14 protein-coding genes are annotated in these 13,597 nt (G+C 69.3%); 13 read left to right on the forward strand and 1 reads right to left on the reverse strand.

What is annotated here, in order from left to right; translation table 11 throughout:
• Nucleotides 1-43 precede the first annotated feature (43 nt).
• From A6Q81_RS02040 to A6Q81_RS02080, 9 genes are all read left to right on the forward strand, one after another.
• Entirely contained in the window at nucleotides 44-733 is a 690-nt protein-coding gene (locus A6Q81_RS02040) for a hypothetical protein (protein WP_286689351.1), read from the forward strand.
• A gap of 13 nt (nucleotides 734-746) precedes the next feature.
• On the forward strand, nucleotides 747-2,369 hold the full coding sequence (locus tag A6Q81_RS02045) for a M23 family metallopeptidase (RefSeq protein ID WP_286689352.1): 1,623 nt from the start codon (nucleotides 747-749) through the stop codon (nucleotides 2,367-2,369).
• Nucleotides 2,369-2,635: a DUF6112 family protein gene (locus tag A6Q81_RS02050; RefSeq protein WP_034722682.1), complete on the forward strand. Its 267-nt coding sequence runs from the start codon at nucleotides 2,369-2,371 to the stop codon at nucleotides 2,633-2,635. The genes A6Q81_RS02045 and A6Q81_RS02050 overlap by 1 nt, the downstream gene beginning before the upstream one ends.
• Nucleotides 2,636-2,763: 128 nt before the next feature.
• Entirely contained in the window at nucleotides 2,764-3,033 is a 270-nt protein-coding gene (locus A6Q81_RS02055; RefSeq protein ID WP_286689353.1) for a DUF6112 family protein, read from the forward strand.
• A 51-nt stretch (nucleotides 3,034-3,084) separates the two neighbouring features.
• Complete coding sequence (locus A6Q81_RS02060) at nucleotides 3,085-4,416, forward strand: TrbL/VirB6 family protein (RefSeq protein WP_286689354.1); 1,332 nt, start codon at nucleotides 3,085-3,087, stop codon at nucleotides 4,414-4,416.
• Nucleotides 4,417-4,422: 6 nt separating this feature from the next.
• Nucleotides 4,423-5,889, forward strand: coding sequence for an SCO6880 family protein (locus A6Q81_RS02065; protein WP_286689355.1), 1,467 nt, complete (start codon nucleotides 4,423-4,425; stop codon nucleotides 5,887-5,889).
• Nucleotides 5,890-5,939: 50 nt separating this feature from the next.
• Entirely contained in the window at nucleotides 5,940-6,731 is a 792-nt protein-coding gene (locus A6Q81_RS02070) for a hypothetical protein (protein ID WP_286689356.1), read from the forward strand.
• Nucleotides 6,732-6,757: 26 nt separating this feature from the next.
• Nucleotides 6,758-7,240 carry a hypothetical protein gene (locus A6Q81_RS02075; protein ID WP_286689357.1) on the forward strand — a complete coding sequence of 161 codons (483 nt, stop codon included), beginning with the start codon at nucleotides 6,758-6,760 and terminating at the stop codon, nucleotides 7,238-7,240.
• Nucleotides 7,237-8,745, forward strand: coding sequence for a putative type IV secretion/conjugal transfer ATPase (locus tag A6Q81_RS02080; RefSeq protein ID WP_286689358.1), 1,509 nt, complete (start codon nucleotides 7,237-7,239; stop codon nucleotides 8,743-8,745). The genes A6Q81_RS02075 and A6Q81_RS02080 overlap by 4 nt, the downstream gene beginning before the upstream one ends.
• 92 nt (nucleotides 8,746-8,837) lie before the next feature.
• Here the strand turns inward: A6Q81_RS02080 and A6Q81_RS02085 are convergent, their stop codons facing one another.
• Nucleotides 8,838-10,361, reverse strand: coding sequence for a SulP family inorganic anion transporter (locus A6Q81_RS02085; protein WP_286689359.1), 1,524 nt, complete (start codon nucleotides 10,359-10,361; stop codon nucleotides 8,838-8,840).
• Nucleotides 10,362-10,552: 191 nt separating this feature from the next.
• Here A6Q81_RS02085 and A6Q81_RS02090 point away from each other — a divergent pair, with 191 nt between their 5' ends.
• The 4 genes from A6Q81_RS02090 (at nucleotide 10,553) to A6Q81_RS02105 (ending at nucleotide 13,537) form a co-directional block, all read left to right on the forward strand.
• A complete protein-coding gene (locus A6Q81_RS02090; protein ID WP_286689360.1) occupies nucleotides 10,553-10,936 on the forward strand; it encodes a helix-turn-helix domain-containing protein in 384 nt (127 codons plus the stop codon).
• A gap of 378 nt (nucleotides 10,937-11,314) precedes the next feature.
• Nucleotides 11,315-11,833, forward strand: a complete 519-nt coding sequence (locus A6Q81_RS02095; RefSeq protein ID WP_286689361.1) for a hypothetical protein — start codon at nucleotides 11,315-11,317, stop codon at nucleotides 11,831-11,833.
• Complete coding sequence (locus tag A6Q81_RS02100) at nucleotides 11,830-12,573, forward strand: type IV secretory system conjugative DNA transfer family protein (protein WP_286689362.1); 744 nt, start codon at nucleotides 11,830-11,832, stop codon at nucleotides 12,571-12,573. Before A6Q81_RS02095 ends, A6Q81_RS02100 begins: the two co-directional genes overlap by 4 nt.
• A complete protein-coding gene (locus A6Q81_RS02105) occupies nucleotides 12,515-13,537 on the forward strand; it encodes a type IV secretory system conjugative DNA transfer family protein (RefSeq protein WP_286689363.1) in 1,023 nt (340 codons plus the stop codon). The genes A6Q81_RS02100 and A6Q81_RS02105 overlap by 59 nt, the downstream gene beginning before the upstream one ends.
• The last annotated feature ends 60 nt before the right edge of the window (nucleotides 13,538-13,597 follow it).

Consider the following 13,597-nt stretch of genomic DNA (forward strand, 5'->3'; position numbering starts at 1 on the left):
CGCCGCCGTCCGTCGTCGTTCCGGGCGGCGAGCACCTGGCAATATGAAGACGAATCCCGCCTCCTGGTCCCGTGGCCGCCTGATCGCCATGATCGCCGCCGGCCTCGCCCTGCTGATCCTGATCGGCATCGGCGTCTACGGGCTCATCGCCGGCCCCCAGCGACCCGCCACATCCGATCCCGGATCAGACCCCGCGGTCACCGCGCCGGGCGAGACCGGGCCGGACACGCCGCGACTGCCGCAGGTTACGCCGTCCAGCGATCCCGACGAGTTCGCCCGCAACGTCGCCGAGGCCCTGTTCGCGTGGGATACCGGCTCGGGGCTGATGCCCTTGGACTACACCAGCGTGATCCTCGCTGTGGGCGACCCGTCCGGCACCGAACAGGCCGGCCTCGCCTCCGACATCGCGTCCTATCTGCCCCCGCGTGAGGCGTGGATCGAGCTGCGCAAGTACGCCACCACCCAGCACCTCACCATCGAGTCCTCCTTTGTGCCCGAGGCATGGGACACCGCGGTCGAGCAGGCCCAGCCCGGCCAGCTCCCGCGTGGTGCGACCGCGGTCACAATCGAAGGAACCCGGCACCGCGAGGGCGTCTGGAACGGCGAGACAGTCACGAGCGAGCATCCGGTGTCGTTCACGATCTTCCTGGCCTGCCCGCCCCCGGCACCGGAGTTCCGCACCGGCCTGTGTCATGTGCTGCGCCTGTCGCAGCTCGACAACCCGCTGCGATGACAGGAGGCGCGTCGTGGTCAAGAAGCTCCTCATCCTCGGACTCGCCTTCGTCTTGTTCGGGCCTGCCTGCGTCCTGCTGTCGATCGGCGTGCTGATGAACCCCGCCGCCGCGAACTGCGCCGTCCCCGGCGGCAGCGTCACCGTGGGCACCGTTCCCGACTCGTTGACCGTCACCACCCAAGACGGCACCACCTTCACGCTGAACCGGCAGCAGCTCACGCACGCGGCCACGATCGTCACGGTCGGCGGCAGCATCGAGGGCGTCGGCCGGGCCGGCATCAAGATCGCGCTGATGGCCGCGCTCACCGAGAGCACCCTGCGCCAGCTCGCCAACACGGGCGCCTACCCCGAGTCCGTGAACTACCCCAACGACGGCAACGGCGGCGACCACGACTCCCTCGGTTTGTTTCAGATGCGCCCGCAATCCGGCTGGGGAACCGTCGCGGAGCTGATGGACACGACCTATCAGGCCCGCGCGTTCTACGGCGGACCCGATGGCCCGAACTATCCCTCACCGCGGGGCCTGCTGGACATTCCCGGCTGGGCGCAGATAGACCCCGGCGAGGCCGCGCAGGCCGTCGAGGTCAGTGCTTATCCGGACCGTTACCGCAACTACGAGCCGGTCGCCGAACGCATCCTCGACGCCCTCACCGGCGCGACGGGTGCGGCCGGCCCGGCCGCCGCCCCGTTGGCGGCGGGTCCGGTCGCGGAGTCCTCACGGGTCGTGTTCCCGCTGCCCGAGGGCACCTGGGTGATGACCTCCCCATTCGGGCCGCGCATCCACCCGATCACCGGGGAGCCGTCGTTCCACACCGGCACCGACTTCGCCGCACCGGACGGTACGCCGATCCTCGCCGTCGCGGACGGCACCGTGACCGTGGCCGAGTTCTCCGGCGGCTACGGCGGGCTCATCGTCATCGAGCACCAGATCGACGGCGCGACGGTGGCGACGGCCTACGCGCATATGTGGCAGTCCGGCATCCACGTCTCGGCGGGTGACCGGGTGACCGCGGGCCAGCACATCGGCGATGTCGGCAGCTCCGGCAATAGCACGGGACCGCACCTGCACTTCGAGGTCCGGCCCGGCGGCACCAATGGCGAGGCCGTCGACGCCGCAGCGTGGCTCAACGACCACAACGCGGCCGACCTGCCCGAAGCCACCGTCGGCAGCCCCGCTGGATGCGACACCAGCGGCGGCACCGCGGGCGCGCCGGCACCGCTGGACGGCGACCCCGACCGGATGGTCGATGACCCCACCAGCAGCGGGCAGATCACCGCGCGCATGGCGCACGTCATGGCCCAGGCCCGCGCGGCCTTCCCCGACACCTCGTGGGCGTGCTACTCGCCCCGTCCGGGCACCGTCTCCGAGCACCCGCTGGGCCGCGCGTGTGACGTGACGTTCGGTAACGCGATCGGCCAGTACCCGACGCCCGCGCAGCTCGAAGCCGGATGGGCGCTCACGAACTGGCTGAGAGACCATGCCGAGGTCTTGGGCGTGGAGTACCTGATCTGGCAGAACCAGATTTGGTCTCTCGCGCGTGACGCCGAGGGCTGGCGTGACTACACCCGCGGCACCGACATCACGACCAAGCACATCGACCACCTGCACATCACCGTCCAAGCCGGCGGTGCGTGATGGACGTGTTCCCCGACTTCGACGGGCTGGGCGGCATCGGCGATCTGAAACAGGTCATCGGCGCCCTGCTGACGATCGTGCTGATCGTCGCGGTGCTCATGGTGATCGTCTCCGCGATCTGCTGGGCGTTCGGCGCGTCGCACGGCAACCCCGCCCTCGCCTCCAAAGGCCGGGTCGGGGTGCTCGTCGGCGTCGGCGCCGCCGCGCTCGCCGGCGCGGGAGTCGCATGGGTGAACTGGCTCATCGCCCTCGGCAACCAGCTCTGACCCGCACCGAGTGAAGGCACGCCTGTGGGGAGTCCTTTCTCATGTCCTCACGCGCTCGCCGGTGTCCAGTCGCTCGCCGGCCTACCTCGCCATCACCAAGCCATCCGCTCAGCGAGGGAGTACCCGCCGTGATCGACATTGACCCCAACAGCAACGGCCTGCCGGGCATCGAACAGCTCCGCACCATCGTCGGCGCCGTGATGACGGTCGGCCTCATCCTCAGTGTCCTGGCGCTGATCGTGAGCGCGATCGTGTGGGCCTACGGCGCCAACTCCAGCAACCCGCACCTCTCCGGTCGGGGGAAGTTGGGCGTCCTCATCTCCTGCGGTGCTGCGGTGATCTGTGGTGCGGCGGTGACGCTCGTGAACTTCTTCTGGAACGTCGGCCAGGCCGTCTGAGACGGCCGGTCACACAGCAGGAGATTCGTGATGGGTGTCTGCGACGTTCCCGTGATTTCGACCGTCTGCGACGTGGCCGGCGAGGCGGCCGCGACGGTCGTGGCCGCCCCGTTCGACTGGCTCGCCCAGGCGATGGGCGGCGCGGCCGGCTGGCTGATCGAGGCGATGTGGGCCGTGTTCGACACGACCACGCTGGTCGATGTCCAGACGGACGGGTTCACCAGCGTCTACAACCTGATCTTCGGCATCGGGGTCTTCCTCGTCCTCATCTTCTTCTGCCTGCAACTCATCACCGGGCTGATACGCCGGGACCCGACCGCGTTGTCCCGTGCGGCGCTCGGCGCGGCGAAATCGGTGCTCGGTGCGTCCGTGGTCGTCACGCTGACCGCGCTCGCACTGGAAATCGTGGACCAGCTCTGCATCGGCATCATCCAGGCGTCCGGGGAGACCACCGGGACGATGGGCGACAAGATCATCCTGCTCGCCGCCGGGCTGAGCGGCATCAACATCGCCGCGCCCGGCGTCGGCGCGATCGTGACCATCTTCCTGGCCGGGCTGATGATCGCCGCCGTCGCGATCGTCTGGTTCAGCCTGCTGATCCGCAAGGCGCTGCTGCTGGTCGGCGTGGTGCTCGCGCCGATCGCGTTCGCCGGCGCGTCCTGGGACGCCACCAAGGGGTGGATCGGGAAATGGGCGGCGTTCGTGATCGCCCTCATCATCAGCAAGCTCGTGCTCGTCGTCATCTTCTTGCTGGCGGTCACGCAGATCGCCACCCCGATCGAGCTGGACATCGCCGCCGTCACCGAACCGATCACCGGCATCGTGCTCATGGGCATCGCGGCCTTCGCGCCCTACATGGTCTACCGCTTCGTCTCCTTCGTCGGCTTCGACCTGTACCAGCAGATGGGCACCGAGCAGGAGGCCAAGAACGCGCTAAACCGTCCCGTCCCGATCCCGTCCAAGCCTCAAGGCAGCGGCGAGCCCAAGAAGGTTCTCGAAGGCCCGACAGGTGGTGGTGGGTCCGGTGGCGGATCAGGCGGAACCCCACCGCCCAAGGCTCCCGCGCCGGCTGCGGGAGGAGGCGGAGCCAGCGCAGCGGGCGCAGGTGCCGGAGGCGGGGCAGGTGCCGGAGCAGGAGCGGGGGCCGCCGCGGGACCGGCGGCAGCCGTCGTGATCGGAGCGAAGGTCGCCAAGGACGCCGCCGAAGCCGGGCCAAAGGCGGGGCACGCGGTGGCCGGTCAGGCCGAGACCGCCGCGGACGCAGCAGCTGGGCAGAACGGCGGCACCCCGCCGCCGTCGCAGGCGCCCCCGCCGTCCACGCCGCAGCCGCGGATTCGCACGGAGCCGTCCAACCCCACGGCATCGCCGCGGGGCAAGGAGTGACCAGTCATGCCCACCACGGAACAGAAGACACCCGGTAGCGAGCTGACGCCAATGAAGTTCAGCCGGCTCACCCGCCGCGGGGTGCTGCTCGGCCTTTCGGTCGCACAGCTCGTCACCCTCGGCATCGGCGGGCTGGCGCTGCTGGCCGCGTTCTACGGCGGCGCGGGGATGCTGCTGGCCTACACCGCCCCGGTCTGGCTGCTCGCCATGGTGCTGACGTGGGTGCCGGTCGCCGGTAGGCCGATGGTCGAATGGCTCCCGGTCGCGCTCTGGTGGCTGTGGCGCTCCACCGGTGGACAACTGCTCTACCGGCGCCGGATCGTCAAGCCCCGCCCGGCCGGGAACCTCGCGCTGCCCGGCGACATGGCCCGGCTGCGGGAGCACCTGGACCCCGAGACCGGGGCGTGCATGATCCACGACCCCCGCCAGGCAACCTTGACAGTCGTGACGGAAGTGACCCATCCGGCATTCATCTTGCTCGACCCCGGCGAGCAGGAGCGGCGGGTGGCCTCGTGGGGGCGAGTGCTCGCCACGGTCTGCCGGTCCGGGAGGATCGCGACCCTGCAAGTGCTCGAACGGACCCTGCCGGACTCCGGTAGCGGGCTGGCCGAGTGGTGGGCCGAGCACGGCACCGACGACGGCTCCTGGGCCGCGACCACCTATCGCGAGCTGATCGAGCGGGCCGGCCCCGCCGGGGAAAGGCACGCCACCACGGTCAGCCTCTCCCTGGACATGAAGGTCGCCGCCCGGCAGATCAGGACCGCCGGCGGCGGCATCCGCGGCGCCGCCGCAGTGCTCCGGCAGGAGATGGCGACCTTGGTCGCCGCGCTGCGGTCTGCGGACCTGACCCCTTTGGGGTGGCTCGGCCCCGGTCAGGTCGCGGTCATCCTCCGCTCGGCGTATGACCCGGCCGTGGCCGCCACCTTGGAGCGCCACGGGCGGCTCGGGCAGGAACTCGCCGCCGCCGGGCCGGTGGCGGTCACCGAGACCTGGGGCAACCTGCGCACCGACTCCGCGTGGCACACCGTCCTGTGGGTCTCGGAATGGCCCCGCAGTCTCGTCTATCCGGGGTTTCTCGCGCCGGTGCTGCTCTCCACCGGCATCCAACGATCGGTGTCGTTGGTCTACACCCCGATGCGCTCGGACCAGGCGGCCCGCGACATCCGCAAGAAGAAGGTCGAGCACATCTCGGATGCAGCCCAGCGCGCCCGGATCGGGCAGATCGAGGACGCCGCCCAGACCGCCGAGTACCAGGACGTCCTGCAACAAGAAGCCGACCTGACCGCCGGCCACGGCGTGCTGCGCGTCTCCGGGCTCATCTCCGTCTCCGCCCCCAGCGTCGACGAGCTGGAAGCCGCGGTCGCCGCGATCGAACAAGCCGCGATCCAGGCCTCCTGCGAGACCCGGCGGCTCGTCGGCCAGCAAGCGGTCGCGTTCACGGCGGCGGCGCTGCCGCTGTGCCGCACGGTGTGAGCGGCGCGCTCACCTGGCAGGCATCCCACCCTCGTTGAAGGAGGCCCGTGATGCCCACGTTCACTGATCCGGCCCGCGACGCCAGCGAAGCCTACGAGGCGTTGCGCGGGCTCGCGCACGCCACCCGCGCCTTCGAGAACCCGGCCGACACCTACGCCGTGATAGGAGACCTGCTGGGCGGGCTGCGATCGCTGCGGCAGGTGCTCGATCAGCTCGCCACCGCCCACCTGACCCGTCAGCACCACGTCACCGACGACGCCCGCGACCACGCCGCCGGCGCGGCCGCGGCACTGGCGGCCGCCGACGAGCTGCACCAGGCCGGCACCCTCATCGACCAGGCCGACGACTGCCTCAGCGCCGCCTTCAACCAGTCAGGCCGGATCGTCTGGAACCCGCAGGACCGACGTGTCGAGCGGTGGATCGGCGTCGTGTTCCTCCAAGGCGAGGAAGCCGACCAGACTCTCGACCTCATCGACCGAGGCGGCGACGAGGCGGCCATCGAGCATCTGTCCATGTGGGACTACGGCGACGAGACCACCAACGCCGCCTTCGAGAACGGGGATGTCCACGACACCGCCCCCGTCTACCCCGGAGACCGGCAGGCCGAGACCGGCGACTACGCCATGACCTACAACCTCCAAGCCGGGCACGTCGCGCTCTACCGACGGCACCTGATCCCCGCCGAAGACGCCATCGACCCGCCCACCGCCGTGCACGTCCCGCCGACCCGCGACACCGCCGGCCGCGAGACGGCAGCTCGACGCAGCGCCGTCCGAGACGGGGGCTGGTTCGAGCATCCCGGCGTCGCCGCGGTCAAGCAGGCTCGCGGGCTGTCGCTCTGACATAGCCACCACAGAGACGCGCGGGCGTGCACCTGCCCGCCATGAACAGCGCAGACCCCACTGCTCCGATGTCCCGGCAAGTAGGGACGCTCACCTTGACCGTATGGCCGGACTCGCCACTGGGCGAGCACCAGCGATACGCTCACCGCATCGAGGACACCGCGACCGGGCAGACGCTCGACGGCCGGGACCTGTTCACCGGAGCCGGAGCGGCCGTGGCCCCGGACCGCGCGATGCGCGACCTCGCTGGCTACCTGACCGCGGCCGGCGACGCCCGCCAGCACGCCATCAACAACCCTGGCAGCAGCTCCGAACACGAGGGCCTGTTCCCCGGCTGGGTCGCTGAGACCGCTCACCAGAACGCGGACGCGCTGGCCCTGCTCGGCATTGAGGACTCGCCGCAGCCCAAGCCGGACATGCCGCAGCGACCTCGCCCGGCGCCGGACTCGTCGTGGTTCGACCGTCTCGCCGGCGGTTGGGTCTCCGAGACGCGGGGGCGGTCGTTGTGAGCCGGGGCGAGAAGCTGCATACCGCTGTCCTCGTCGCGCCCGCCTCGGAGCGGCGCCGGCTGCGCAAGCAGCGGCGGCAAGCCGCCGCCCGGCTCGTCGCCGAGCAGCGTCACGTCGAAAAGGCAGCGGCCCAGGCCAAGGCCGCCGCCGAACGGGCCGAACGCCGCGCCACGGTCTACCTGCCCGCCGCCGGCGAGCCCGGTCCAGCGGCGCTGAGGACACCGGGCCGGTTTCGGGTGCCCCGGCATCAGGACACCAGTGCCGTGCTCGCCGGGCAGTACCCGTTCCTGGCCGAAGCCGGGCTCGGAGCCGCGGGAATCTTCATCGGCCAAGACCTCTACAGCGGCTCGTCGTTCGTGTACGACCCGTGGGAGTTGTACCGGAGGGGCATCATCACCGCGCCGAACCTGATCTTGGCCGGGATCGTCGGCTCCGGGAAGTCCTCGCTCGCCAAGAGCCTCTACACCCGCAGTCTGCCCTTCGGGTATCGCGTCTATGTGCCCGGCGACCCCAAGGGCGAGCACTCCGGCGTCGCGGAGGCAGTCGGCGGGAAAGCAATCGTCCTCGGGCACGGGATGGGCAACAGGCTCAACCCATTGGATGAGGGCTACCGGCCCGGCGGCCTGTCGGATCAGGAGTGGGCCACCACCCTGGCCGCGCGACGCCGCGATCTGCTCGGAGCCTTGACGGAGACGGTGCTGGATCGGCGGTTGGCGCCGTTGGAGCACACCGCGATCGACACGGCCCTGGCCGGCGCGGTGCGCGATGCGGCCGTGCCGATCCTGCCGATGGTGGTCGAGCGGCTGCTGCGCCCCGACCCTGCCGACGACCCGGACGGGCGACTCACCGAGGACGGCCGCCAGGTCGGCCACGCGCTGCGCCGGTTGGTGGCCGGGGACTTGGCCGGTTTGTTCGACGGGCCCAGCACCGTCAGGTTCGACCCGTCCCTGCCGATGGTCAGCCTCGACCTCTCGCGCGTCACCGAGAACAGCACGCTGATTTCGGTGCTGATGACCTGCTCATCCGCATGGATGGAAGCCGCCCTGCTCGACCCCAACGGGGGCCGCAGATGGGTCGTCTACGACGAGGCATGGAGGCTCATGTCCCACCCGGCGCTCCTACGGAGGATGGACGCGCACTGGCGGCTGGCGAGACACTACGGGCTGGCGAACCTGCTGGTGTTCCACAAGCTCACCGACTTGGAGAACGTCGGCGATGCCGGGTCGGCGAACCGGGCTCTGGCAAACAGCCTGCTGGCCAACGCGGAGACCAGGATCGTCTACCGGCAGGAGACCGATCAGCTCGGCCCTACCGCCGTCGCGCTCGGACTGACCGGCACCGAACGCGGCCTGCTGCCCGGACTCGGCACCGGGCAAGGGCTCTGGCGGATCAAGGACCGGGCCTTCGTCGTGCAGCACCAACTCCACCCCGCCGAGCTGGCCGCGTTCGACACCACCGCTCGCATGACCGGCGATCCCCGTAGGTTCAAGATTCCTGAAGCCTGATTCGCGGGAAGACGAGGATCGAGACTCTTGTGGAGGGCTTATGGGGTCGCATGTTCGTGGAAGATGCGACCCCACGGTTCAGGCTGATGATATTAGTGTCCGTTGCCGAGCCCGCCGGTTAGTCGGGCGTGGAACGCGGTGGTGTAGTCGTTCATGCCGATGAACTCGACGGTCTTGCCGTGCTGTTCGTACTTCGTCTCGATCGCGTCGAGCGCGGCGACGGTGGAGGCGTCCCAGATGTGGGATTTCGTGAGGTCGATGACCACCCGGTCGGGGTCGTCGGCGTACTCGAACATCGTGGTGAGGTCGTTGCTGGAGGCGAACAGCAGCTGCCCTTCGACCGTGTAGTGCGCGACTGGCGCGCCGTCCTGCTCGGTGACCTCGCGGCGCACGTCGATGAGGTGGGCGACGCGGCGGACGAACATCACGGAGGCGACGAACACGCCGACGACGACGCCGATTGCGAGGTTGTGGGTGGCCACGACGACAGCGACGGTGATGACCATGACGGTGGTCTCGCTCTTGGGCATCCGGCGCAGGGTGGACAGTTTGATGGAGTGCCAGTCGAAGGTGCCGACCGAGACCATGATCATCACCGCGACCAAGGCGGCCATCGGGATGATCGCGACGATGTCGCCGAGGACGACGATGAGGATCAGGAGGAACACACCGGCGAGGAACGTCGAGATTCGGGTGCGCGCGCCGGAGGCCTTGACGTTGATCATGGTCTGGCCGATCATCGCGCAGCCGCCCATACCGCCAAAGAAGCCGGAGACGAGGTTCGCGACGCCCTGCCCCCAGCCTTCGCGGGTCTTGTTCGAGTGCGTGTCGGTAATATCGTCGACGAGTTTCGCGGTCATCAGCGATTCCATGAGCCCGACCAGCGCCATCGCCAACGCGTAGGGGGCGATGATCGTCAGCGTTTCCCAGGTCAAAGGCACGTTCGGGATGAACAGCTCGGGCAGGCTGCGAGGCAGCTCGCCCTTGTCGCCGACGGCGGGAACGTTGATCGCGAAGACCACGACCGCAGCAGTGACGAGCACGATCGACACCAAGGGCGCCGGGATGATCTTGGTGATCTTCGGCATGAAGATCATGATCAGCAGCCCTACTGCAACCAGCGGGTAAACCATCCAGGGCACGCCGACGAGTTCGGGTACCTGGGCCATGAAGATCAGGATCGCCAGGGCGTTGACGAAGCCGACCATGACGCTGCGCGGGATGAACCGCATGAGCTTCGCGACTCCGAACACGGCGAGCACGATCTGCAGCACGCCTGCGAGCAGCACAGTGGCGATGAAGTAGTCCATCCCGTACTCCCGCGCCACCGGCGCAATGACGAGTGCGATTGCCCCGGTGGCGGCGGTGATCATCGCGGGGCGCCCGCCGACGAACGCGATGGTGACAGCCATGATGAACGAGGAGAACAGCCCGACCTTGGGATCGACTCCGGCGATGATCGAGAAGCTGATCGCCTCCGGGATCAGGGCCATGGCCACGACGAGGCCGGCGAGGACTTCGCGGGTGAGGATGCGCGGGGTCTTGAGCGCGGTCAGCACTGAGGGTTCGGGCCGATACCGGTTTCGGTCTTCAGCGGTCATGGTCACTGTGGTCATGAGGCAGGCCTCCAAGGTCAGGGCGGGTCAGGCGTGACACCATCGAAGAGTGAGAGCGCGCGTCTCGGCGCGCGCCCGACAGCCCCCACTTGCGGTCTGGCAGTCGGGAGGATGCCCGGCAGAAGACGCGGGCACAAAAGTCGACTCTAACGTAACGTGAGGGTTGAGAGCGAATCACGAAGGAGCAACCCATGCCTGGATCCGGAATGATGCACATCGGAGAGCTGGCCGAACGCACGGGGCTGTCGTTGCGCACGATCCGCCACTACGACCAGATCGGGCTACTCGCCCCGTCGGGCCGCTCAGAGGGTGGGTTCCGTCTTTACACCGAGGACGACTACGACCGGCTCATGCTGATCCGCCGGATGAAGCCGCTGGGGTATTCGCTGGAGCAGATGGGTGACTTGCTCCGAGCGCTGGACAGTACGCGCAGCAATGACGCGCGCGGAGCGGACGGAGAAGTCGCGTTGGCGCAGTTCCTGGATGACGCGCAAGAGCGTCGAGCGAAGCTCGCGCAGCAGCTTGATGCTGCAGATGAGTTCATCGGGCTGCTCAACGCTCAGATCGAGAAGTAGTCGCCGCGTCCCGTTCACGTGCTTGCAGGGAGCTATCAGCCGGCGGCTCGATGATCATAATCGCATAGTGCATTACGGCCTCAAGGAATCATGATGATCTGTCGAGATTCCTGAGAGCGCTCCTGTCCACTGTCGCGCACGGCGCACCTCACGGGCAACGAAGACCTGCAACGAAGATGCGGCTGTAGAGACAGAAGGCTAGAAATTCCCCGTATTCTTGAACGTTCGTCCGGACTCCTGACGATTCATCGGTTGGACTGACGCTTGCTGGGGATCGCCGAACGGTTCCTCCCGGAGTCGTGACCGGCCCGGCCGCCAACCCCCGTGCGTCCTGCGGCCCTTGACTGTTGCCGGTAGGGGGCGGGTGCACCTGGCGGCATGAGGAAACCCAAGCCGCAGCCTGAGCCTGTCCCGGTCTCGATCCCGCTCGTCGTGCTTGACGTGCGCGAGGACGGCACCGTGACCGTCACCGTCGACGGGAAACGGTTGGACCCCGACCCTTTTGCGCCGCCCTGGCGACGATCCTCGTTCGGGCAGATCATCGACCGCGCCACGAACGACCGGACGACACCGGCCAGGGTCGAGGTCCGCGAAGCGGACGGCACGACCTTCACCGACATCATCGCCGCCCGCCGCCGGCGTTCCCGCCCCGAGCCCACATCGGAACCCGAAGCGCCAACCGGGCCGGTGCTCTACGCCATCGAGGGCGAGGGGTTCGTTCCCGGCGAGGACGTGGCGGTCGCCGTCATCACCGGGCACACCGACGCCGCCCACACCGGCACCACCCGTGCCCTCATCGACCCGGCCGGGGTCGGAGTGGATCACGCCGGCGGGGTCATCGAAGTCATCCTGTTCGGCCGCGTCTCCGGCACCACGAACATCCGGCGGCTGCCGTGAACGAGCAGGGTCACCAGACCGGTTCGTTCGGGGACGAGCTGACCAACGCCGCGATGATCGGCCTGGTCGTCCTGTTCGGCGTCGCGCTGATCCTGCGCGCCGCTGGATCAGTGGCCGCGTTCCTGACCGGCACACCCCAGCCGGCCAGCGATCCCGCCGCCGGGGTCGGAGTGCTGTTCCGCCCCGGCGATCCCGGCCTGGCGCTCGACGCAGACGGCCTCAACCCGGTCATCTACTGGCTCGTCGCCGGGCTGCTGCTCGCCGGCCTCGTCACCGGCGGGCTCTGGGTGTGGCTACGGCTGCGCCGCCACACTCACCGGATCGAAGCCGATCCGCGACGCATGGCCGGGATCGCCACCCGGCACGAGGTCACCGCCGCTGCGTCCGACAAGGCGCTGCTGCGCCGCGCCGGAAACCTGCGCCCCGGTCTGAGCGACCCACGGCCACAGGAGGTGGGATACCGGCTCGGCACCTCCAAGAGCGCCGGCGTGTGGGCCTCGGTCGAGGACTCGATCATGGTCATCGGCCCGCCCCGCTCCGGGAAGGGCCTGCATCTGGTGATCCCGGCGATCCTCGATGCCCCCGGTGCCGTCGTCGTCACCTCGACCAGGCCGGACAACCTCACCGCGACCATGCGCGCCCGCCGCACCCGTCCGGGGCTGCGAGTCACCGCAGACGGCGATGATCCGCGCCACCGGGCTCGCCGCCGGCACCGGCCTGTCCGCGGGCGGCGTCGATAGCGGAGGCTTCTGGGAGGGCAAGACACGGGCCGCGCTCCAAGCACTGCTGCACGCGGCGGCGATCGACAACCGACCGCCCGCCGAGCTGTTCCGGTGGACTCTCGATCCGACCGCGGCCGCTGACGCGGTGGCGATCCTGACCGGCTCCACCCAGGCCGCGACCGGATGGGCCGAGTCCCTGGAAGCGATGATCGACTCCGACCCCCGCACCCGCGACTCGATCTGGCAGGGCGTCTCCCTGGCTCTCGGCTCGCTGGCCGACCCGCGCGTGCTCGACGCCGTATCACCCGCCCCTGGTGAGGGTTTCGACCCCGAGGCGTTCATCCGCGACCGCGGCACGTTGTTCCTGTTGGCAACCGGCTCCGGTGCCGGAGCCAGCGCCCCGCTCGTCGCGGCGCTCGTGGAAGACCTCATCGAGACCGCCCGCCGCCTGGCCGCACGATCGGCCGGCGCCCGTCTCGATCCGCCGATGCTGCTCGCGCTGGACGAGATAGCCAACCTCTCGCCGTTGCCGTCACTGCCGACACTGATGGCCGAAGGCGGCGGGTCGGGGATCACAACGATGCCGGTGCTCCAATCGCTCGCGCAGGCGCGGGACAAGTGGAACGAGCACCAGGCGAACGCGATCTGGGACGCGAGCATCGTCAAGGTCATCCTCGGCGGCGCATCCAACAGCCGGGACCTGCAAGACCTGAGCGCCCTGGTCGGCGAACGCGACGAATACACCGACTCCGTGACGCTGGGCGATCACGGCACCCGCTCCAACCAGAGGTCCGTGCGCCGGGTGCCGATCTTCCCGCCCGACAAGATCAGGCGTCTCCCGTTCGGGACCGGGATCGTGCTGCTGCGTGCCGCACCACCGATCGTCACCGACCTGCACCCCTGGCCGAAGCGCCCCGACGCTGGCCAGCTCGTCGCCGACCGCACCGAGATGGAAGCCCTGCTGCGCCGCTCCGACACCTGAACGCCGGTCGCAGCAAGGAGCACCTGCCCGCCACAACCGCCCGGCACCACCGGGGCCAGG

This window comes from Aeromicrobium sp. REDSEA-S38_B2, from assembly GCF_001628525.1.
GTDB lineage: Bacteria > Actinomycetota > Actinomycetes > Propionibacteriales > Nocardioidaceae > Aeromicrobium > Aeromicrobium erythreum.